17 protein-coding genes and 1 tRNA gene are annotated in these 21,975 nt (G+C 51.8%); 7 read left to right on the top strand and 11 right to left on the bottom strand.

The window, feature by feature from the left end; all coding sequences use genetic code 11:
* Nucleotides 1–51: 51 nt before the first annotated feature.
* Complete coding sequence (locus tag AUK29_00950; GenBank protein OIP66423.1) at nucleotides 52–900, bottom strand: hypothetical protein; 849 nt, start codon at nucleotides 898–900, stop codon at nucleotides 52–54.
* A 180-nt stretch (nucleotides 901–1,080) separates the two neighbouring features.
* On the opposite strand from AUK29_00950, the gene AUK29_00945 reads away from it, so the two are divergent.
* Nucleotides 1,081–1,416, top strand: coding sequence for a hypothetical protein (locus AUK29_00945; GenBank protein OIP66422.1), 336 nt, complete (start codon nucleotides 1,081–1,083; stop codon nucleotides 1,414–1,416).
* 577 nt (nucleotides 1,417–1,993) lie between these two features.
* Nucleotides 1,994–3,106: a 2-nitropropane dioxygenase gene (locus AUK29_00940; GenBank protein ID OIP66429.1), complete on the top strand. Its 1,113-nt coding sequence runs from the start codon at nucleotides 1,994–1,996 to the stop codon at nucleotides 3,104–3,106.
* Here AUK29_00940 and AUK29_00935 read toward each other — a convergent pair.
* From AUK29_00935 to AUK29_00925, 3 genes are all read right to left on the bottom strand, one after another.
* On the bottom strand, nucleotides 3,103–4,479 hold the full coding sequence (locus AUK29_00935) for a Fis family transcriptional regulator (GenBank protein OIP66421.1): 1,377 nt from the start codon (nucleotides 4,477–4,479) through the stop codon (nucleotides 3,103–3,105). The two genes, AUK29_00940 and AUK29_00935, sit on opposite strands and share 4 nt — an antisense overlap.
* 60 nt (nucleotides 4,480–4,539) lie before the next feature.
* The gene (locus tag AUK29_00930) at nucleotides 4,540–6,762 is read right to left on the bottom strand and encodes a hypothetical protein (protein OIP66420.1); all 2,223 of its coding nucleotides are present in this window, start codon (nucleotides 6,760–6,762) and stop codon (nucleotides 4,540–4,542) included.
* A gap of 226 nt (nucleotides 6,763–6,988) precedes the next feature.
* Nucleotides 6,989–7,064: transfer RNA gene (locus tag AUK29_00925), tRNA-Ala, on the bottom strand.
* Nucleotides 7,065–7,220: 156 nt separating this feature from the next.
* Here AUK29_00925 and AUK29_00920 point away from each other — a divergent pair.
* From AUK29_00920 to AUK29_00910, 3 genes are all read left to right on the top strand, one after another.
* The gene (locus tag AUK29_00920; protein ID OIP66419.1) at nucleotides 7,221–8,225 is read left to right on the top strand and encodes a type I glyceraldehyde-3-phosphate dehydrogenase; all 1,005 of its coding nucleotides are present in this window, start codon (nucleotides 7,221–7,223) and stop codon (nucleotides 8,223–8,225) included.
* Between the two features lie 99 nt (nucleotides 8,226–8,324).
* A complete protein-coding gene (locus AUK29_00915; GenBank protein ID OIP66418.1) occupies nucleotides 8,325–9,383 on the top strand; it encodes a hypothetical protein in 1,059 nt (352 codons plus the stop codon).
* Between the two features lie 56 nt (nucleotides 9,384–9,439).
* Nucleotides 9,440–9,763, top strand: a complete 324-nt coding sequence (locus tag AUK29_00910) for a holo-[acyl-carrier-protein] synthase (GenBank protein OIP66428.1) — start codon at nucleotides 9,440–9,442, stop codon at nucleotides 9,761–9,763.
* Here AUK29_00910 and AUK29_00905 read toward each other — a convergent pair.
* The gene (locus tag AUK29_00905; GenBank protein ID OIP66417.1) at nucleotides 9,753–11,114 is read right to left on the bottom strand and encodes a hypothetical protein; all 1,362 of its coding nucleotides are present in this window, start codon (nucleotides 11,112–11,114) and stop codon (nucleotides 9,753–9,755) included. The genes AUK29_00910 and AUK29_00905 overlap by 11 nt on opposite strands.
* A 300-nt stretch (nucleotides 11,115–11,414) precedes the next feature.
* On the opposite strand from AUK29_00905, the gene AUK29_00900 reads away from it, so the two are divergent.
* Nucleotides 11,415–11,672: a co-chaperone GroES gene (locus AUK29_00900; GenBank protein ID OIP66416.1), complete on the top strand. Its 258-nt coding sequence runs from the start codon at nucleotides 11,415–11,417 to the stop codon at nucleotides 11,670–11,672.
* Nucleotides 11,673–11,701: 29 nt separating this feature from the next.
* A complete protein-coding gene (locus AUK29_00895; GenBank protein ID OIP66415.1) occupies nucleotides 11,702–13,348 on the top strand; it encodes a chaperonin GroL in 1,647 nt (548 codons plus the stop codon).
* A 79-nt stretch (nucleotides 13,349–13,427) separates the two neighbouring features.
* Here AUK29_00895 and AUK29_00890 read toward each other — a convergent pair whose 3' ends face one another.
* The 6 genes from AUK29_00890 to AUK29_00865 all read right to left on the bottom strand — a co-directional run bounded on the left by AUK29_00890 (nucleotide 13,428) and on the right by AUK29_00865 (nucleotide 21,960).
* Nucleotides 13,428–13,994 carry a hypothetical protein gene (locus AUK29_00890; GenBank protein ID OIP66414.1) on the bottom strand — a complete coding sequence of 189 codons (567 nt, stop codon included), beginning with the start codon at nucleotides 13,992–13,994 and terminating at the stop codon, nucleotides 13,428–13,430.
* Between the two features lie 20 nt (nucleotides 13,995–14,014).
* Nucleotides 14,015–14,767: a hypothetical protein gene (locus tag AUK29_00885; protein ID OIP66413.1), complete on the bottom strand. Its 753-nt coding sequence runs from the start codon at nucleotides 14,765–14,767 to the stop codon at nucleotides 14,015–14,017.
* Nucleotides 14,768–15,128: 361 nt separating this feature from the next.
* Complete coding sequence (locus AUK29_00880) at nucleotides 15,129–16,274, bottom strand: hypothetical protein (protein OIP66412.1); 1,146 nt, start codon at nucleotides 16,272–16,274, stop codon at nucleotides 15,129–15,131.
* Nucleotides 16,275–16,577: 303 nt separating this feature from the next.
* Nucleotides 16,578–17,942: a hypothetical protein gene (locus tag AUK29_00875; protein ID OIP66411.1), complete on the bottom strand. Its 1,365-nt coding sequence runs from the start codon at nucleotides 17,940–17,942 to the stop codon at nucleotides 16,578–16,580.
* A gap of 301 nt (nucleotides 17,943–18,243) precedes the next feature.
* Nucleotides 18,244–20,388 carry a hypothetical protein gene (locus tag AUK29_00870; GenBank protein ID OIP66410.1) on the bottom strand — a complete coding sequence of 715 codons (2,145 nt, stop codon included), beginning with the start codon at nucleotides 20,386–20,388 and terminating at the stop codon, nucleotides 18,244–18,246.
* Between the two features lie 33 nt (nucleotides 20,389–20,421).
* Nucleotides 20,422–21,960 (bottom strand): ribonuclease E/G, encoded by a 1,539-nt coding sequence (locus AUK29_00865; GenBank protein ID OIP66409.1) that lies wholly within the window; start codon nucleotides 21,958–21,960, stop codon nucleotides 20,422–20,424.
* Between the last annotated feature and the right edge of the window lie 15 nt (nucleotides 21,961–21,975).

The following is a 21,975-nucleotide window of genomic DNA, read 5'->3' as shown; positions in this document are numbered from 1 at the left end:
TACAGTGTACCAGAGGGGTACGCCTCAGTCGCGCGCCTTGATGAGACCACCCTACGACCCTCTCGGTACGTCACCATATTTACGAACAGGACCACTAAGCGAGTCATGAATAAATTTTCTCACCGTCTCATGGAAGGACTCCTTCACCCAGACCAGGATATCGTTGTGTCCGGCATCCCGGACCGTGAAAAAGGTCTTGGGTTCATTGGCTGCATCAAAAAGCCTCTTTCCCAGTTTATAGGGAACGATGTCATCCCGGTCCCCGTGGAGAATCAACAGGGGAACATGAACCTTGCCGATCTTTCCGATGGAATCGTAGCGGATGCGGAAGGGGATAAGACGGCCCAGAACGGGATAGTGGACCTCCGCCATGTCGCGGACCGAGGTAAAGGGCGATTCCAGAATCAGGCCTGCGCAGGGAGACTCCATGGCCATCTGAACGGCCACGGCTGACCCGAGGGATTCCCCGAAGAGGATCAACGCCATAGGCGAGACCCCCTTGTCCGAGGCAAGATAGCGGAGGGCTGAACGGGCATCTTCATAGGTCCCCTGTTCAGAGACCTTCCCGCCACTCTTCCCATACCCCCGGTAGTCCACGATCATCTGATTGACCCGCCACGCATCATGGTAAATTTTGAGCAGTTCCACACGGTCCCCGATGTTCCCGGCATTTCCGTGAAACCAGAGCAGGGTCGCTTCCGCCCCTTCACAGGGAACATACCAGGCGCAAATCCTGACCCCGTCTCCGGTCCGGATAAAGACCTCCTCATAGGCAAGCCCCACATCCGAGGGCGTGCCGGCCACATGAGCATCCGGGAAGTAGATGAATCCGCTCTCAATCGGCACGCTGCATCCCATGACAACCAGTAATATCCAGTTGAAAAATAAGAATTTTCTCATCTGCGGGGAGTATACCCCATGTCATCCTTCCCGCCAAGCCATTCCTGTAAGAATCCAGGTAAAAATCCGGGGCCAGGGCGGCTGACCTGATTTTTCCAGACCTGCTCAAGTTCTGGCCCATTTTATCCGATAGATAAAATAAATAAAGATACTAAAAGACTAAATGGATAGCAAATCATCGTGGAATGCATCCGGAAACATCCTGCTATCGGCGTGACCATGCTTCAGCACGTCAGCTTCCTCGACCGGGAGCGGCTGATCATCCTGCACCACCACGAGTGGTTTAACGGTTCGGGATATCCCTCCAGGATCCGCGGGGAGAGGATCCCCATCGGAGCCCGGATCATCGCCGTTGCCGATGCCTATGTGGCCATGTGCCATGACAGGTCGCACCGCAAAGGCAGAGGAGACAAGGAAGCCGTTGAAGAACTTATCCGGAACAAGGGGAGACAGTTCGATCCATCGGTCGTGGACGCCTTCATCCGGGCCTTGGCCGGGGCGGGCCAGCCCAGGTAATATCCCTTTAATTCAAGGTCTTTCTCAGTCCCTGAACCACCCTGCCTGTTCCTTCAACTCCCTGTCCATAAATGTCTCCGCCTCACGTTGATTTTTTCCTTTGAAACGGCGATGAATTATGCTATTGTGCATTTCCGAATTAAAAATCATCTCCAAAAGAACGGGTGAAAACATCAGGGGTCAAGGGGTCAAGGATTCCAGGGGTCAAGTGAAGCGATCAAATACTACAGGGTAGTTAACGGTTTGGCAGAAGTCTTATCAATTATGCTTGGAGATTTACAAAATAGCAAAAAAATTTCCTGAAAAAGATAGTGATATCGAGGAGGTTGAGCGAATGCTCAAGGCTCTGATCAAATCACTGAAAAACAAACACTTGACCCCTTGACCCCAAGATACCTCAGTGTAGTAGCCGTCGCAGACGGCAAGGATAGAGAAAAGCGGTGCACGCGAAGCGTAACCCTGGAATCCTCGAACCCTTCTTACCCTCTATATGGGAGAAGAACTTAAATTAAAAGAAGGCGCATTTGTATCCAATCATCCCCACCTGCAGGATCAATGTTTTAAAGCAGGAGCATTATTGAAGCTTCCATCGTTGAAAATCAAAAATATCCATGTGCCCCGTCCGATTATCCAGGGAGGGATGGGGGTCGGCATATCCTGGGATAACCTCGCTGGAAACGTGGCTAAAAACGGGTGCATCGGGATCGTCTCAGGGGTCTGCACCGGTTATCGGTATCCCGACTTTGTGAAGACTTTCCAGGGGCGGCCGTTGAGCCCGGCCAATCTGCACCATCGCGAATCCCTGATCCGGATTGTCAAACGAGCCAAGGAGATCGCCGAGGGGAACGGAGCGGTCGGGGTGAATATCCTGTACTGCATCACGGATTACGGAAGGGTGGTCAGGGATGCGATAGATGCGGGGGCCGATCTGATCATCTCCGGCGCAGGAATCCCGTTGCGTCTTCCCGAATATGCGGGCGATGCGGATATCGCCCTCATTCCCATTGTCTCATCGGCACGGGTTCTCGGCATCATCTGCAAAAGCTGGCTCCGCCGCTACAACCGCCTTCCCGATGCGGTGGTCATGGAAGGACCCAAGTCCGGCGGACACCAGGGATATACGTTTGAGCAGTGTGAAGATCCTGAATACGCTTTAGAAAATATCTTTCCCAAGGTCCTGGACGAGGCCAGGAAATGGGGCGACTTCCCGGTCATCCCTGCGGGCGGGATCTGGGATAGGGCGGATATCGAAAAGTTCATCTCGAAGGGGGCCGCCGGTGTTCAGATGGCCACCCGGTTCATCGGAACCTACGAGTGCGACGCGCCGGATGAATTCAAACAGGTCATCGTAAATTCAAGGAAGCAGGATATTTTCCTGATGAAATCCCCGGTAGGGTATCCTGCAAGAGGCATCCTCACCCCTCTCCACCATGCCATCAAGCAAGGCTCCTCTCCAAAAATCCAGTGCATCTCCAACTGCATCTCGGTCTGCAACCACGGGGAAAAGTCCAAACAGGTGGGCTTTTGCATTGCCGATAGATTAGGCGATGCCGTATGGGGGAAGGTGGATACCGGGCTGTTCTTCTCCGGGAGTAACGGGTGGCGTATTAAAAAACTGGTCCATGTCAAGGATCTCATTGAGGATCTGACCCGGGAAGTCACGATCCCCCTGGAAGCGGCATCCTGTTAGCGCTGCATCCCCGAAGACCTTTTCTCTTCCAGTCCGAGTTTTTTGATCTTCCGGTGAAGATTGCTTCTCTCGATCTCCAGGACCTTCGCGGTCTGGGAGATATTCCAGTCATTCTCCTGAAGCTTCTGGAGGATATAGTCCAGCTCAAATTCCTGCCTGGCCTCTCTCAGGGTCCCGGAATAATGCATGACCTTGGCCCTGCCGGCCGCACCGCGGATCCCCACGGGAATATTCTCCGGTCCGATCGTATCTTGCTGCACCATGATCATGATCCGTTCCACGATGTTCTTAAGCTCCCGCACGTTTCCCGGCCAGTCGTACTGCATCAGGAGGTTCATCCCTTCCTTGAGAATCTCTTTGGGCCTGACCCCGTTCTTCTGCGCATACTCATGGATAAAATACTGAACCAGAAGAGGGATGTCCCCGGGCCTTTCCCGGAGCGGAGGCATATACATGGGGATGACATTCAGCCGGTAGAAAAGATCATCCCGGAAACGCCCTTCTTTGATCTCCTTTTCAAGGTCCTTGTTTGAGGCGGCAATTACGCGCACATCCACTTCGATGGTCTTGGTCCCCCCCACCCGCTGGACGGTCTGCTCCTGCAGGACGCGGAGGACCTTGGCCTGTGTGGCCAGAGTCATATCGCCGATCTCGTCCAGAAAGAGCGTCCCCTGGTCCGCCAGTTCGAACTTCCCCTTCCGCATGCTGGTCGCCCCGGTGAAAGATCCTTTCTCGTGGCCGAAGAGTTCCGATTCGATCAGCTCCTGCGGGATGGCCGCGCAGTTGACCTCCACAAAGGGATTATCCCTCCGATCGCTTTGGAAATGGATCTGGCGGGCGATCAGTTCCTTGCCGGTCCCGTTCTCTCCGTAGATCAGGACCCTGCCGTTACTGGGCCCGGCGATCTTGATCTGCTCTTTTAATTCGAGTATGACCGGCGTCTCCCCAACAATCTCATACCCCTGGATCAGACGCCCTCGGAGGGCGCGGTTCTCATCTTCGAGCCTCTTCTTTTCCAGGGCGTTCTGGATCACGATATCCAGCTTGTCCACGGATAGGGGTTTTTCGATGAAGTCGTAGGCGCCGAACTTGGTGGACCGGACGGCCGTATCGATGGTGCCATGACCGGACATCATGATGATGACGGCATCCGGGTCGTTTTCCTTAATCTTTCTTAAGACCTCGATCCCGTCCATACTCGGGAGCCAGACATCCAGAAGGGTGACATCGGGCGACACATCCCCGAAAATCTTCAGCGCTTCTTCCCCGGACCCGGCAGAGACCACCTCATACCCCTCGTCCTCGAGCACATGGGTCAGAGATTTCAAGATGCTGACTTCGTCATCCACTAAAAGAATCCGCGCCTTGGCCATAGACATTCCTTCATTGAGGTTCTTTTCCCATTGAAAATGCAAAGCGGATGCTTTGCATTTTCAAGCCGCGACCGGCAGCTCTATCACAAACATGGTCCCCTTGGGTTTATTGTCCTTCACCCGGATATACCCTCCATGATCCTTGACAATACGGTCCACGATGGAGAGCCCCAGGCCGGTGCCGGATTTTTTTCTCGAGAAGTAAGGCAAAAAGAGTTTCTCCTTGTCTTCCGGACGGATCCCGGTCCCCTCGTCCCGCACCTCCAGGGTAGCCATTTTAAGGCCGGGATTGAAGCAGGTTCTGATCCAGATCCTTCCATGATCGCTCATGGCTTCCACCGCATTCTCCAGCAGATTGATCAAGGCCCTTCGGATCTGTTCTTTGTCTATATTCAGGATGGGGAGTTTTTCGTCCAGCTCCTTGATGATTTCGATCCCTTTGTGCCCTTCATAGAGGGTGGCAGCCTCCTCGACGATGACGTGGAGATCATTGGGCGAGGGCTGCGCATCCGGCATCTTGGCGAACTCGGAGAATTCGTTCACCAGCTTTTTCATTCCTTCCACTTCGCTGATAATCGTTGAAGTACAATCCCGGATCACCTCATCCAGGTCCTCGGATTTCTTTTCGTGCTTGCGCAGCAGCCGCTGGGCCGAAAGCTGGATCGGAGTCAGCGGGTTTTTGATCTCATGGGCGATCCGGCGGGCTACCTCGCGCCATGCCGCCGCTTTCTGGGCCTTGGCCAGCTCGGTGAAATCATCCAGGACCACGACCGCGCCCAGATAGTTTCCCCGGTCGTCTTCCAGCGATGTGACATGGCCCTTGACATGCAGGGTCTTTTGTTCGGTCGAAATCTTAAGATCCCTGCCAAAGCTCTTTTGATGTCCGGTCGTCACCATCTGGATGCTCTCCAGGAGTTTGGGAAACTTGAAGATGTCCCGGTAATCTTTTCCTCTGGCGTCCACCATCCGAATCCCCAGCATCTGTTCCACTGCCCGGTTGATGGTGGTGATGCGCCCCTGCCAGTCCATGGAGATGACTCCGGTATCGATATTCTGCAGGATGGTCTCGATGTAACTCCTCCTTCTGTCCAGCTCTTCGTTCGAAACCTTGAGTTCGATGTTCGTCCGCTCGAGATTTTCCTTGCTTCCCTTGAGATCGCTCATCATCCGGTTGAAGGAGTCCATCAAAACACCCAGTTCATCCTTGGCGTCCACATCAATCACAAAGTCCAGATCCCCCTCCGCAATCCGGTGCGTGGCCCCCGTCAGCTCCTGGATGGGGATCGTAATCTTGCGGGCCAGATAAAGCCCCACCCAGATGGCCGAGAAGGCGATCACCAGGGTGCCCAGGAAAAGAACCATGATGTAGAGGGCCTTTTTGGGATTTTTTAAACTTGCCTGCCTGCGATATTCATCAAAGGCGCTGATGATGTTCATCATTTTGTTGGCCAGGCTCTTCTGGACATAGTAGTTGACCACGATCACCCCGACCACATCCGTGCGGTTAAAGGAGGAAACCACCGGCACCACGCCCCGGATGATATCCCCCTCTCCCATGGGTTCGCTTTCCGTGTGTTCCTTGCCCTTGAATCCGATCTCGATGATCTCAGAGCGCGGCCCCACAAAGGTCTTTGAAGGGACCTCCGGGTTCATGGCCTTGACCAACTCTTCGTGCGTGGCCGAAAAGACCTCCACCACACCGAGGTTGTACTCTTTCTGCTTCTGGTTGATGAGTTCCCGAAGCCGCTTCAGATTCACCTCGTTGAGCAGCTTGTTTTCCGTGATCTGTTCGCTGATCTGCCGTCCGTAATAGAGGGCGTTCAGCTCGGAATTCTTATAGTAGACCTTGGCCACGTCCATGGACTCCTCCAGGGAATCCTCCACGCGTTTATTGAACCAGTTGTCTATGCTCGTGGTGATCAGGAAACTGGCGATGGTGAACAGAAGCACGGAAGGAATCACGGAGAAACCGATAAAGGCGATGATGAGCTTAGTCTTGATTCTGGCCCTCGGCAGAACCTTTCTCCCCTCGAAGTAATACTTGATCAGGTTTCGAAAAACCATAAGGATGAGCACAAGGGAGAGGATGGTGATGATCACGGCCAGAGCAAGAAGGATGCTGTAATCGGAGACCGGGATCCGGATCTTCTCCGAGTTCTCAAGCTTCGATCTGAACCTGAAAAAGAACCCGATCAAGGCCAGGATGCCGAGGATGACAAACAGTTTCGGACGGAAGCGATGGGAGGAATGGGATCTCTCGGATCCGGATTGCCGATCCGCCATGCTTTTCCTCCTTTGAAATGCGGTTATCCTTTCATGTTCCTGTAAAATTTCAAAAAATTATAACCCAGCGGGGGGGAAATGTCCATATGTAAAACACCCCCATACTTTGCTCTTAAGCAGGGTTGACGATGATCTCCAAGGGCCGGATCGGATCTCGTCGGCTATGGAACCGAGGGGAGAGATAAAAAAAGGAGCCGGCCTCTGACGGCCGGCTCCTGATACTTTTTGGTGGAGCTGATCGGGATCGAACCGACGACCTCTTGAATGCCATTCAAGCGCTCTCCCAACTGAGCTACAGCCCCGAATTAAATATAAAATCAATATAGCATTGAGAAAATTCCCTTGTCAAGGCTAAATCCTATTGACTTTTTTGAAGATTATTGTAAACTGAAAAAAATTTCAGAGTGATCATTTCTTAAGCATGATATCCTAAGAATCAAGAATAAGGAGGTCTCATTATGGCTGTCCGTGTGGCAATTAATGGGTTCGGGAGAATCGGGAGGAATATTTTAAGAGCGTCTCTCGACAACAATAAACTGGATTTTGCAGCGATTAATGACCTGACCACGCCGGAGACTCTGGCCCATCTGCTGAAATATGATTCAATCCACGGCACATTGGAGACGAAGGTCAAGGCCAAGAAGAACGCCATCTCGGTCGGGGAGCGGGAGATCAGGATTCTTTCGCTCAGGGATCCGGCGGCTCTTCCCTGGAAGGAATTGAAAATCGATGTGGTCGTGGAGTCCACGGGACTTTTTTTGGACCGCGCCAATGCATCCAAACATCTTGCAGCCGGAGCCAAGAAGGTGATTATCACCGCTCCGGCCAAAGAGCCTGATGTGACCATGGTCCTTGGGGTGAACAACGGGATGTACAATCCCAAGGAACACCATATTATTTCCAATGCCTCCTGCACCACCAACTGTCTTGCCCCCGTGGCCAAGGTCCTCCTGGAGAATTTCGGCATTGTCAAGGGGCTCATGACCACGGTCCATGCCTATACCAACGATCAGAGGATCCTCGATTTCCCGCACAAGGATTTACGCCGCGCCCGGGCCGCATCGGTATCCATTATCCCGACGACAACGGGCGCCGCCCGGGCCGTTTCCCTGGTTCTTCCCCAATTGAAAGGAAAACTGGACGGGATGGCCATGCGGGTTCCCACGCCCAATGTTTCAGTGGTTGATCTGGTGGCATTGACCGAAAAAGAGACCACCAAAGAGGAGGTCAATGAAGCCATGAAAGCCGCATCCAAAGGGGCGCTCAAAGGGATCCTGCAATACATCGATGAGCCGCTGGTTTCCAAGGATTTCAATGGGAGTTCTTTTTCATCCTCTTTTGACGCAGCCCTGACTTCGGTGATCGGAGGGAATCTGGTCAAGGTGATTGCATGGTATGACAATGAGTGGGGGTACTCCTGCAGGGTGAGGGATCTGATCCTTTTTATCTCCAAAAAGAAATAACTTCAGAAAAGAAGGATTTGTGATTTATTTCCATGCCGGCCGAAGGCTCGCTTAGAGCGGATCCCTTGTTCTGCCGGCATATTTTTAGGCGCAAAAACCATGTATGCTGTGATCCTGGCCGGGGGAAGCGGCACCCGGTTCTGGCCCAAAAGTCGGCGGAGAAGACCCAAACAGCTCCTGAACATTGTCGGTCTCACATCCATGCTCCGGCAGACCGTGGAGCGGGTCCTCACGCTCATTCCTTACGAACGGGTCCTCATCGTTTCCAGCTCTGAACTTGTGGAAATGGTGAAGCAGGAAATCCCTGAACTCCCCAGGGAGAATCTTCTCATCGAATCTGTAGGGCGAAATACCACCCCCGCCATCGGCCTTGCGGCTATGGTCCTGAAAAAAAGGGACCCTGACGCAGTGATGGTCATCCTGCCGGCGGATCATGTGATCCGTAAAAAAAGCCGCCTGCTGCAGGGCTTGAAGAAAGGGGATCGGATCGTGAGAAAACATCAGGTCTTGATTACCCTTGGGATCAGTCCCACTCGTCCGGAGACCGGATATGGATATATCGAACAAGGGAAGGAATTTGAAGACGGGGTCTTCCGGGTGCGGCGGTTCACCGAAAAACCGGTTCGTAGAACCGCCGAAAGGTTTCTGAAGACCGGGAGGTTTTCATGGAACAGTGGAATGTTCATCTGGAAGGCGGCGGATATCCTCTCTGCGATTCAACGCTTCTGCCCGGAACTCTACCCAGGGCTGATTAAGATCGAAAAAGCTCTGGGAACAGAGAAAGAGGCACAGACGATCAGCCGGGTTTATAAAAAGATCCGGGGAGATTCCATCGACTATGGGGTTTTGGAGAAGGCGGACAACATCCTGGTGATCCCTGTGGATCTTGGATGGAATGATGTGGGTTCGTGGAGCGCTTTGGATGAACTTTCAGGCAAGGATAAAAACGGGAACGTGGTCCATGGGGATTCTATCCTGTTGGATACCCGGAGAAGCATCTTCTATTCCGAAGGGAGGATGATTGCGGCTATCGGGGTGGAGGATCTGGTGGTGGTGGAGACCGGGGATGCGCTCCTGGTCTGCCGGAAGAATCGGTCCCAGGAAGTCAGAACGGTCGTGGATCTTCTGAAAAAGAAGGGGTTGGATCAGTATCTGTGAGCCGGATCATTGGCATCGGGATTGATATCATCGAAATTGCACGGATCGAGAAGGCCATGCAGAAGGGTTCCGACCGTTTCCGTCATCGGACCTTCACGGACCGTGAGGTGGAGTACTGCGAGAAGAAGAGGAAAAAATATCAGCACTATGCCGCACGTTTTGCCGCCAAGGAGTCGGCCATGAAGGCCCTGGGGACGGGGTGGCGCAAAGGGATCGGTTTTTCAGAGATTGAGCTGATCCATGGGTCCTCCGGAAAGCCGGAGTTGTTCTTTCATGGAAAGGCCGGGGAGATCTTAGACGCATCAGGAGGGAAGGAGGCGTTTGTTTCCGTTTCTCATTCTCATAATTATGCCGCAGCCATGGTCGTACTCACGGGGTAACCTGGTTCCTGATTTCTTTTCCCCGTTTTGATGATTTTTGCCGAGGCGCCGGATCCACAAAGGTGACGCTTTTTTCTTCCGACATCACCGCCAGAATTTTTGCAGGTAACGAAGCCGGTCCGCTCAGAATTCTTTCAGCCAGCGGTACTTCAATGAACTTTTTGACGGCGCGCTTCAAAGGTCTTGCTCCATAACGCGGATCGGCGCCTTCGCGGATCAGAAAATTGATGACATTCCTGCTGAACCGGAGATGGATCTTCATCCCGCTGAGTTTCCGCTGCAGGTGTTCAAGCTGCAGTTGGACAATCCTTCGTGTTTCCTTGTGTCCGAGCGGGTTGAAACAAATGATCTCGTCAATGCGGTTCAGGAATTCAGGGCGGAAGATCTTCTCAAGGGATTTCAGGGTCTCACGCCTGACCACGTTACGATTCAAGACGTCCTGTCTCGTGAATCCTACGGCGCTTTTCATCTCCTCAATTCCTTCAACGCCTGCGTTGCTCGTGAGGATGATCACGGCATCCTGGAAGGGGATTTTTCTCCCTTTATTGTCGGTGAGAATCCCCTCATCCATGATTTGAAGAAGCAGGTTGTGGATCATGGGGTTTGCCTTTTCGATCTCATCGAAGAGGACCACATTCACCGGCCGTTTCAGCATCTGTTCGCTAAGGCTCCCGCCGTCATCGTATCCTACATAACCCGGAGGGGCGCCGATCAGCTTGGCATATTCATGGGGCTGCGAGAACTCCGAGCAGTCCACCCGGACCATATTTTTCTCATCCCCGGTCAAGAACTCGGCCAGGGCCTTGGCCAGTTCGGTCTTGCCTACGCCGGTCTGCCCGATGAAAAGGAAACATCCCACCGGCCTGTTTGAATCCTTGATCCCGACCTTTGCGCTTTTGATAGACTGGGCGATCTTGTTAATGGCCTCATCCTGTCCTATGATCCTCTTTCTTAACGAGTCTTCGATTCCATGGATTTCCCGTATGCAGGTCCAGAGGTCTTTTCCCCCTGTAGAGAGGAGCAAAGAGGATCGCTCATTTTTTTCCTGCACGGGTATATTGACATTGTAGATATTCAAAGACGGGTTCACCTTGATACACATCCGGTAGAGTTCCTCGATGGCGCTTTCAATGTCGACCTCCCGGTCATATTCACGATGGATCAAGGATCGGACCTCTTCATCGTACTCAGGAATAGACGCCTTGATAACCAGCTCCTGGTATGAGCTTTTATCCCTCATGTCTGCGTTTTGAAAAAACAGGTCCATTTCTTCCTGGGTCAGCTCTTTGACCTTGATGAAGGAGTCGATCATCGGACAATATCTCATTTTGAGGCTTGATTTGAACTGCATGGATGGTTCCTCCCTATCCATATCTCAGGACGTCATTCTCATGCTTTTATGAATATTTTATCGGATCTCATGGCCCGGAACTTGAGAGGATTCTTGGATGATTCAAGAACCGAGCCGGTGTTTATTTATAATAAATAATCCTAAAGAGGGGTTGCAATTTTCATGCGGGGTGACTATATTTTCAACTCTATTAGCACTCCTCATTGCTGAGTGCTAACAATTCCACTAATCTTTTAAGCCGTTAAAATGGGAAAATGGTGATGTTTAATAGTAACTCATTGAAATGAAAGGAGAATCAATATGCTCAAACCATTGAAGGATCGGCTTTTGATCAGCTACCTGGAAAAGGAAGAGAAGACGGCTGGAGGGATTATTATTCCAGACACCGCCAAGGAACGCCCGCAGAAAGGGAAGGTGGAGGCCATCGGGAAAGAAGTGGAAGACATCAAGGTCGGGAATGTGATCATGTTCAAGACCTACTCTCCGGACAACATCAAGATGGACGGCAAGGAGTATGGGATTTTAAAAATGGAAGACGTCATGGGTATTATTGAATAACATCTCGAAAACCAAGGAGGAATAGAATTATGGCGAAGCTCATCAAGTATAGTGAGGAAGCAAGAACTGCAATTTTGTCCGGAGTCAATCAACTGGCTGACGTGGTCAAGGTTACCCTGGGGCCGCGGGGAAGAAATGTCGTCCTCGATAAAGGGTTCGGCGCGCCGATTTCGACCAAAGACGGCGTGAGCGTTGCCAAGGAAGTGGAGTTGGAAGATAAGTTCGAGAACATGGGGGCTCAGATTGTCAAGGAAGTTGCCAGCAAGACTTCGGATGTGGCCGGAGACGGAACGACGACAGCGACGGTTTTTGCCCAGGCCATTTTCCGGGAAGGGATCCGGAATGTGACGGCCGGCGCCAACCCTATGGAACTGAAACGCGGGATCGAAAAGGCTGTGGCCGTGGTGGTTGAGGAACTCAAAAAGCTCAGCAAACCCACACGGGACAAGAAAGAGATCGCCCAGGTAGGGACCATCTCCGCTAACAATGACACAACCATCGGAGAGATTATCGCCGAGGCCATGGAAAAGGTCGGCAAGGAAGGGGTCATCACGGTTGAAGAGGCCAAGGGGATGGAGACGACCCTGGAGGCCGTGGAAGGGATGCAGTTTGACCGCGGGTATCTCTCTCCTTATTTCGTGACCGACGCTGAGCGGATGGAGTGCGTTATCCATGATCCTGTCATCCTGATCCATGACAAGAAGATCAGCAACATGAAAGATATCCTCCCGCTTCTGGAAAAAATCGCCAAGATGGGCAAGCCGCTGCTGATCATCTCGGAAGATGTGGAAGGAGAGGCCTTGGCCACCCTGGTCGTTAACAAGCTGCGCGGAACGCTGAACGTGGCCGCTGTGAAGGCCCCCGGATTTGGCGATAGAAGAAAGGCCATGCTCGAAGATATTGCTGTGTTGACGGGCGGCAAAGTGCTTTCGGAAGAATTGGGAATCAGTCTGGATTCGGCCAAGGTCGAAGATCTGGGCAGCGCGAAGACCATCAAGATCGACAAGGACAATACCACCATTATCGATGGCGCAGGTAATCCCACGGCCATCAAGGACCGGGTGAAACAAATCCGTGTCCAGATTGAGCAGTCCACTTCGGATTACGACAAGGAAAAACTCCAGGAGCGCCTGGCCAAATTGGTCGGAGGGGTTGCCGTCATCAATGTGGGGGCTTCTACAGAGACCGAGATGAAGGAAAAGAAGGCCCGTGTCGAGGATGCCCTTCATGCAACCCGTGCGGCGGTTGAAGAGGGGATTGTCCCCGGCGGCGGTGTGGCATTTCTCCGGACCATTCCCATCCTTGAAAAACTGAAATTGGAGGGGGATATGCAGATCGGGGTCAGGATCGTGATGCGTGCGCTGGAAGAGCCGATCCGTCAGATTGCCAATAATGCCGGCAAGGAAGGCTCTGTCGTGGTGGAGCATGTGAAGAAGGAAAAAGGGAACATCGGGTATGATGCCAATACAGACCAGTATGTGGATATGATCGAGGCAGGGATCATCGATCCGACCAAGGTCTCCCGTACGGCGCTGCAGAATGCCTCAAGTATCGCTTCTCTTCTGATTACCACGGAGGCCATGATCACCGATAAGCCGGAAGAAAAGGGAAGCCCGGCCGGTATGGGCGGAGGCCATGGCATGGGCGGCATGGGCGGTATGGGCGGTATGATGTAAGCCGTACTTGCAGAAATCTTCAATTAAAAAAGACCCCCTGCTATGGAGGCGGGGGGTCTTTTTTTGTGGTTTCCCTGGATCAGGAGAGAAAAGCCTCTCTCTCCTCTGCCGTGATCTCCACCTCTTTTCCGGCAAGGCCTTTCCGGAAAGGGTGAAGACCTTCAATATACTCTCCGCTCGAGCCCTGTTTTTCAGGGTTCGTTTGAAACCGCTCCAGATAGAGAAACCTTTGATCAAGAACCTCAAAACAGCGATATTGATAAAACAGCGGGGATAGGAGAGGGGCTGCCCTGAGGGACCTTTTCATCAGCATAGGAAATTCCGGGTAGATCAGGGCAGCCCGGGGGGAAACCGTTTTGTTCAAGTCAAGGATCGGGAACAACTGCCTGAGCATGGAGAGGTTTTTTACAAACCAGTCCGATTGAGATTCCGCATTCAACAGGGCGTTTTCATCCGGTCCGACATCAGCAAGAATCAGCAGAGGCCTTCTATTTCTATCTTTCATTACCAGATCAATCAGGGGGAATTCCTCCGTTCCGATCGGGCCGCCGAGAATTTCAACCCCCTGTTCAATCAGGGTTGAGGTGTTCCTGATGAGCTGGATCAGGTCTTGTTTCTTGTTCAGATGGATTTGTTTAAATGGCATCCGTTTTGTTTTAATCCTTCCTATTCCATATTTCCATCGGAACTGCGCCTCCGGTCATCATCCTCAATGATCAATCTGCTGATATTATACATTTGTCTTCGTATCTCGGAACTCGGCCATTTCAATACCAATGGGACCCCTTGGGATATGGATTCGTCGATCTCCTCTCCTTTCTGTATAAAAGCATAGCTGACAAGATCTTTTTCCAAAAACCGTTTTGCATTCTTGGCCATTTTGAAAAAGGCGTCTTCCGCATCCTGCTCACCTTTTTCAGAATAAACAATCAGGCCGGTTTGAATCTCTCCAGACTTCTGATGGAGAGCCTTGATCACAGAGTAGGATTTGAGCATACCTGCCCGGTCGGAAGGCGAGATGACAATACAGAGGGAGATCTGTCTGAGCAGGGTCCCCAGTTCTTCCAACCGGGTGGATGGGATGTGAAAAATCATGAAATCATATTTTTGATATTCTTCAGGCCAGGGACAACGCCTCCCATCCCGGATGAGTTCCCTGTAAGACATGAGATGGCTGAGAAAAGGAGTGCGGTAGGCAATGCGGACACCCATGGGGGCATGGATCAAGATGGGTTCGGCGGCGTTCTCAATGTCGGTCACCCCCATGAGCCGGGTCACGTTCAAACTTCCGGGATCCTCGTCGATCACCAGCACCCGGTACCCCTGTCTGGCCAGCTCGATCCCGATGTTGCAGATGGCAAAGATGCCCATCCTCTCCATGGGGCCGCCCGTGATTCCGATCGTGTGAATTTCAGGCATCGCATCACATCTTAAATCAAACTCCTGCACGTTCCGACCGAGTGGGTTATCGGTTGATCTCGTTGAGGATTCAGTTGAGAGGAATACATGGGATATCTCCTCGAGCCCTCTTCCCAACCGCCGCCCTGACATGGTATCTCCTTTTTGACCTTAGTGGCCCTATTCGTAAATACGGTGGCATTCGAGTGCCGTAAGGCGGTCGGATCAAAGTTCCGCTCCTTACGGTGTACCAGAGGGGTACGCCTCAGTCGAGCGCGGAGATGAGACGCCCTACGGCCCTCTCGGTACGCCACCATATTTACGAACAGGACCACTTAGATAAATGGAAGATCCGGCCTGCTTCACTGAATGACCTTCAGGGTCATTGGAGCCGGCATGATGCGTTCATATCGGATGCGGGGTCACTCCCTTTTTGCTGATGGCGTTCCCAGTAAGGGACTTCCACAACCGAGTCAATCCCGCCGAACTCGTTGATGATGTATTTGGGATTATATTGGTCCTCCTTCCACTCTCCATCCGCGATGAACTTGTAATGGTAGGTTCCGGGCGGCAGGGAGACCAATTTTTTCCAGGTCCCATCCGGCTCTTTCTGAAGTTCGGAAGACGGATCCGGCGTCCAGTTGTTAAAGTCTCCCACCAGTTTCAGGGATTGTATATCGGCTCCCTTGTAGGAGAAAAGGACGCCGTTTTGCACCGGACGAGGGCCGAGGATCTTCGCGGTCTGTTCCTGCGCTTCCTTTTCGGGAATTTGAAGAACCTCTTGTGCAAGGGAAAGAAAATCTTTGTATCCGATGCAATGCTTGTCAAACTCGGTGATGGGAGAGCCGAAACTGGCTGCCTCTTTGAGGCGGATGTTAAAGTGAATGACCGTCTGGAACGTGTTTTCCATGAAATGTTTTTTGATCTCCTCAAAGATCTCGCTCGAAAGCCTTGTTCTTCTATCGAACATGGTGAGCAGAATATGAATATGAATGTTGTGACTTAATTTTTCAGCAAAGAGCTGGATGGTCTCCGTGAGTTTCCCAAGACCGTGGAGTGAGAAAAAACTCGGTTCAACGGGGATGATCGCATACTGGGATGCCATCAAGGCATTGAAGGACAAAAGTCCCACAGAAGGCGGACAGTCAATGAGAATATAATCATATTCTTTCTTCATTCTCTGGATGGCCTGCAGGAGCCGGGTTTCTCTCCCCGGAGCGTTGGCCATTTTTTGTTCAAAGACAGACAGGACTATATTGGAAGGGATCAGATCGAGATTTTCCCCTACATGGGAGATAATGTCTTCCAGTATAGGCCTATCCACCTCATCGATCGAGAGGAGGACATCATAAAGACAAATTTCGAGTTCTTTTGGACTGACATTGAGCCCTAATGATGCATGTGACTGTGGATCCATATCGATCAGCAAGACCCTTTTACCCAAAGAAGCAAGAGATGCTGAAAGATTGATGGCCGTTGTTGTCTTACCGCAGCCTCCTTTTTGGTTGACAATTGCTATTGTTTTCATAGCCTGCTCCTTTCAGGTTCGCTGACTCTCTGCTATAGACATACGATCTTCCCTTGGAAGTTCAAAAGCAGGTCAGAACCATTCATGGTGTCTTTTCTGCATCACCTCCTCGTTATGTTCATGCAGGACAGATTCCCTCCTCCGTCCTATTTTGTGTTTATTGATGAAAGATACACTATATATGGTGTAAAAGATAGACAAAATAAGCGTGGATGTCAAGAAAAATTATCAAATTATTGACAAAAAAATAGAGGGCTGCTCGTATGCTCAAAAAGAAATGGTTGAGTTAGAAGGGGGTAGTGCTTAAATTCCGTACTTTTCCATTTTATAGCGGAGGATCTTTCTGGTCGTATGGAGGAGTTCTGCGGCCCGGATCTGGACACCTTCGGCCTGGATCAACGCCTTTTTGATGTAAGATTTCTCCAACTCTTCCACCACATCGGATAGAGAAATCCCTTGTTCCGGGATGATGATCTCATTTAGGGATGCGGCGGTTTTTCTGGGACGGTCAGGGAATGTAAACGATTTCGGGGTTAAGGTATCGGAGCGGGTCAATACGACGGCCCGCTCGATCAAATTCTGAAGTTCTCGTACGTTTCCCGGCCAATCATAATGAATTAACAAATCCATGGCCTCAGGTAGTATGGTTTTTTTCGTCTGATGGGTCTCCTCCGAGTATTTATCAATGAAGTGATGGACCAGAAGGGGGATGTCCTCCCGGCGTTCCCGGAGAGGGGGAATTTCGATGGGAACCACATTAATCCGGTAATAGAGGTCCTCGCGGAAGCGGCCCTCCCGAACTCTCTGTTCCAGATCGGTGTTGGTCGCCGCGATCATCCTCACATCCACCCGGATCGTTTGTGTGCCGCCAAGACGTTCAAACTCCCCGTTCTGAAGGACCCTTAAGATTTTTACTTGAAGAAGCGTATCCATATCGCCGATCTCATCCAGAAAAAGGGTCCCGCCGTCTGCCAGCTCGAAACGCCCCGGTTTTTGCCGTTCCGCTCCGGTGAAGGCCCCTTTTTCATACCCGAAAAGTTCGGACTCCAGGAGGGTGCCGGGGATGGCGCCGCAGTTCAGTTTGATGAAAGGCATGGACGATCGGTTGCTGTGGTAATGAACGGCCCCGGCAACCAACTCCTTGCCGGTTCCGCTTCCTCCCCGGATCAGAATCGTGCTTTTGGTGGGGGCGATCTGATTAATCAGCTGGAAAATCCGCTGCATGGGATTACTCCTGCCGATGATGTTATCGAACCGGTATTTTGACTGAAGCTCGGATCTGAGCTGTTCGTTTTCTCTTGCAAGCCTTCGGTAACGGACGGCTTTCTCTACAATGATTTCCATCTCTGAAATGTCAAAGGGTTTCAGAATGTAATCAAAGGCCCCGGCTTTCATGGCTTCCACGGCGGTTTGCACCGTGCCGTAGGCCGTCATGATGATCACGGGAATTTCCTCGCCTATGTTTTTGATCTCATGAAGGACCTCCATTCCGGACATGCCCGGCATCTTCATGTCCGTGATCACCAATGAAGGGGTGAGTGTCTTGGCCCGTTCTATCCCTTCAAGTCCCGTGCTGGCAGGGATGACATGAAATCCCAGCCCTTCCAGGGAGATCTGGAGGATCCGATGCATCTTTTTTTCATCATCAATGACCAGGATCTCTTCCATGTGTGCACCTTTTTTTTAGTAGCCTGGATCGGTAGAAAGCATACAACTTTTTAAAATGAGGTTCTTCTCCCATTTAGTGGGTAAAAAGGGTTCGAGGGTTCCAGGGGTCAAGGGGTCAAGTGTTTGTTTTCCAGTGATTTGATCAGTTTGTTATTTTGTAAATCTCCAAGCATAATTGATAAGACTTCTGCCAAACCTTTAACTCCTTATCGTGTTTGAGCACTTCACTTGACCCCTGGAATCCTTGACCCCTTGAACCCTTATGTTTTCACCCACTCTTTTGGAGATGGTCTAAAAAAAATTATTTAGCGGAGCCGGTTCTCACGGCATCTTCCTGATCAGCGCTGTCAAACTTCTCTGCCACGGGCAGGTGGATGTTAAACCGCGTCCCCCTCCCGGCGTCACTGGCCAGGAAAATCTTGCCATGATGGTTTTCGATGATTTTGCTGACCACGGAGAGTCCAAGTCCGGTTCCCTGTTCTTTCGTGGTGAAGAATGGGTTGAACACCTTATTCAGGTTATCCTCAGGAATGCCGATTCCGGTGTCCGCAAAAATGATTTCGATCTGATTCAATTCTTTAAGATGGCGTGTGGTGATCTCCAGAGAATCCCCCTGGTCCGTGGCCTGCAGGGCGTTCAGAATCAGGTTTAAAAAGACCTGGTGGATCTGGTGTTCGTCCGCCATGATCAGGGGGAGGTCCGATTTAAGGTTTTCATGGATGCAGATTTTATTTTTTTCTATCTGCAGCGCGGTCATTTGAATGGTTCCGCGGATCAATTCATTGATGTTCTGCGGCTTGAACTGCGGTGGTCTCGGCCGGGCGAATTCCAGAAAATCGTTGATCACATCGTTCAAACGGTCGACCTCCTCCAGGATGACCGAACAGAGTTCGTCAAATCTCGGGGGTTGTGAGCTCGAGTCCTTCTTGAGGATGCCGGCAGCTCCCTTGATGATTCCGAGGGGGTTACGAATCTCATGGGCAATCCCTGCAGAAAGTTCCCCAAGCGCCGCAAGACGGTCTTGCCTGCGGATATGTTCCTTGAGCGCCTGAATCTCGGTGAGATCCCGGATCAGGACCACCAGTCCGGTTTTGGAGCCTGCGGGTCTGACCGGATCTTCCAACGGGGAGAGGGAGAGCTCGATCGGGATGATCGCCCCGTCTCTCCGGTGGAGGATGGTTTCCATGCCTTCCTTGACCTGGCGGCGTTCGAGACCCTCCTGAATCCATGCAAGGATCGATGGATCCTGATCAAAGACGGCGGAAATCTTTTTGCCTACCATCCTCTCCGCCGGCAAGTTCAGGATGTTTTCGGTCGATCGGTTTATTCTGATGATCATGGAATCCGGATCAATCGTCATCACTCCATTGAGGAGACTGCGAAGCATATTCTCGGTATAGTTCTGGTTTTCCACCAGTTTGGCGATGGTCGCCTTGAGACGATCCGTCATGAGGTTGAAGGATCCAGCCAGTTCTCCGATCTCGTCCCGGCTCCGGACTTGTATTTTCTGGTTGTAATCGCCCGCGCTGATGGCCTTCACCCCGCTGGACAACCGAAGGATAGGCCAGGAGATCCCCGTGCCCAAAGCCGATCCGGCGATGACGGAAAGGAGCACACCGATGAAAATCAGGATATAGTAGAAGCGGGTTGAGGCGAGCTTCCGGCTCAGGGTCTCGGAGGAGGATATGCCGTTGAATAATATATACGATACACGACCGTCGGCATCCGGCAAGGGGGTTAAAAGGGCGTGATACTCTTCCTCTTTCTCTTCAAGCCGGATCCTCGAAGACTTGGTGAATGCCTGGCGGCCATGGGTTGCCACACTTTTTAGGATTTCATCGGGGAGGTCCAGCCTCCCTTTTGTCTCTATGGAGAAGTACCCCCCGGACGGGTCCTGTTTGAAAAGCATGGACTCCACGCCGGTCACGCTCTTGAGGTCGTTGAGAAATTCATTGCCGAGCGGATAGCCGGTCATGATGGTCCCGATGGGACGTCCCTGGTCCGACACAGGCAGAAGAAAGACCAGGAGCGGCCACGGTTCGCTGCCGGATTGTGTCCGGAGCAAGGTCATCCCCTCCGCCGGATTTTTCGGACGGGTGAATTTCTCGCCCGTGCTGGTGAAGATCATATGGTTTTCATGATTGAAAAGGTAAACCTGGAGCGGCGTGTCAAACCAGAGGAATTTGATGTTCACTCCGCCCTGGATGACCTTTCTGAGTCTCGGATCCCCGGAAAAAGAACGGGCCACTCCCTCGAGTTCCGTCTTCTTCTTGGCAATCAGGTAAACGGCGGATTTTCCCGCGTAGTTGATGCGTTCCTCAATCCCCTTCTCCAGCCTTCCTGAAGCGATCTCGACTCCGATATACGTTGCGAGAAGCATGGGGAAGACGCCGATGATGATGAAGGCGGCGATTAATTTTATCCGGATGGAAAAACGCTTTATCATACGATCCGTCCGTCTCCATAACGGGCTATGAGATCAGCTGGTCAGCATGACTTCAAACTGCTCTTGATGGAAGTCGGGCTCTCCCTTAATGACGATTCTTTTCTTGAATTTGTTCTCCAGCTCTTCGACCTCTCTTCTCTGCTCATCGTAGAGCATATCTGCCACATCGATCTGGGCAACGACCAGAATTTTCTTTTCCTTAGTCAACGGGGCGATCCTGCTGATCTCCCTGAAGATATCATAGCTGACCGTGATCTTGGATTTGATGTATCCTTCCCCTTCGCAGTAACTGCATGGCTCCATGAGGACCCTTCCGAGATTTTCCCGGACCCGTTTGCGCGTCATCTGGATCAGGCCGAGTTCCGAGATCTCATAGATCGTGGTTCTGGCCTTGTCGTTCATGAGGGTTTTTTGCAGGGCATTGAAGACCATCATCCGGTTTTTCTTGTCTTCCATGTCGATGAAATCGATGATGATGATCCCTCCGATGTTCCGGAGCCTGAGCTGATAGGCGATTTCCCGGGCGGCCTCCATGTTGGTCTTGAAGATGGTCTCCTCCAGGTTTCGCTTGCCCACATAACGTCCGGTATTCACATCAATGGCCACCAGGGCCTCGGTCTGATCAATGACGATGTACCCTCCGGATTTCAGCCAGACGCGCCTTTTCAATGCGCGTGAAATTTCCACTTCCACGCCCTGGGCATCGAAGATCGGCTCGGCCCCGTCATACAGTTCGATTTTGCTCATCAGGTTGGGAAGAAACGTTCCCACGAACTCCTTGACCCGGTAGTACTCGGAAGGTGAATCAATGACCATCCGGTCCACTTCAGTTGTAAAGAGGTCTCGAATCACCCGGAATACCAGGTCCAGGTCGCTGTGGAGAAGACAAGGGGCCGAGGCTTTCTCGACTTTCTTCTGAACATCGCCCCATAGACGTTTTAAGAACTGCTTGTCCGCCAGGAATTCCTCGTCGTTTTTTCCTTCGCTGACCGTCCGCACGATGTACCCTTCTCCAGTGCCTTTCAGACCCTTGATGATTCCCCTCAGCCTATCACGCTCCTTCTCATCGCTGATCTTTCTTGAGATCCCCACGTGATCCACGGAAGGCATATAGACCAGATTACGGCCGGGCAGAGAGATGTAAGATGTGACGCGGGCCCCTTTGGTCCCGATCGGCTCCTTGGCGACCTGTACGATGATCTCCTGCCCTTCCTTGAGCAGATCCTCTATGGGCGTGGCGTAAGGGACCTTTGTATATTCCTCTTTGATCTCTTCACCGACCTCCTCGTCGATCTCCTCATCCTCAAATTCATTCCCCGGGATGGCCTGAGAATAATGTTCTATTTTGCTGTAGATGTCGGCGACATAAAGAAAAGCGGATTTTTCCAGGCCGATATCGACAAACGCCGCCTGCATGCCGGGAAGAACCTTGATGACGCGTCCCATGTAGATGTTTCCCACCACGCCGCGCCCCTTTTTGCGGTCGATGTAGATCTCAACCACATTGTTGTTCTCAAGCAGGGCAACCCGCGTCTCATAGGATGTGGAGTTAACAATCAGTTCTGTGGTCATGGCTGCACGCGTTCA

Source organism: Nitrospirae bacterium CG2_30_53_67, from assembly GCA_001873285.1.
GTDB lineage: Bacteria > CG2-30-53-67 > CG2-30-53-67 > CG2-30-53-67 > CG2-30-53-67 > CG2-30-53-67.
This window is presented reverse-complemented; position numbering and strand designations above follow the sequence as displayed.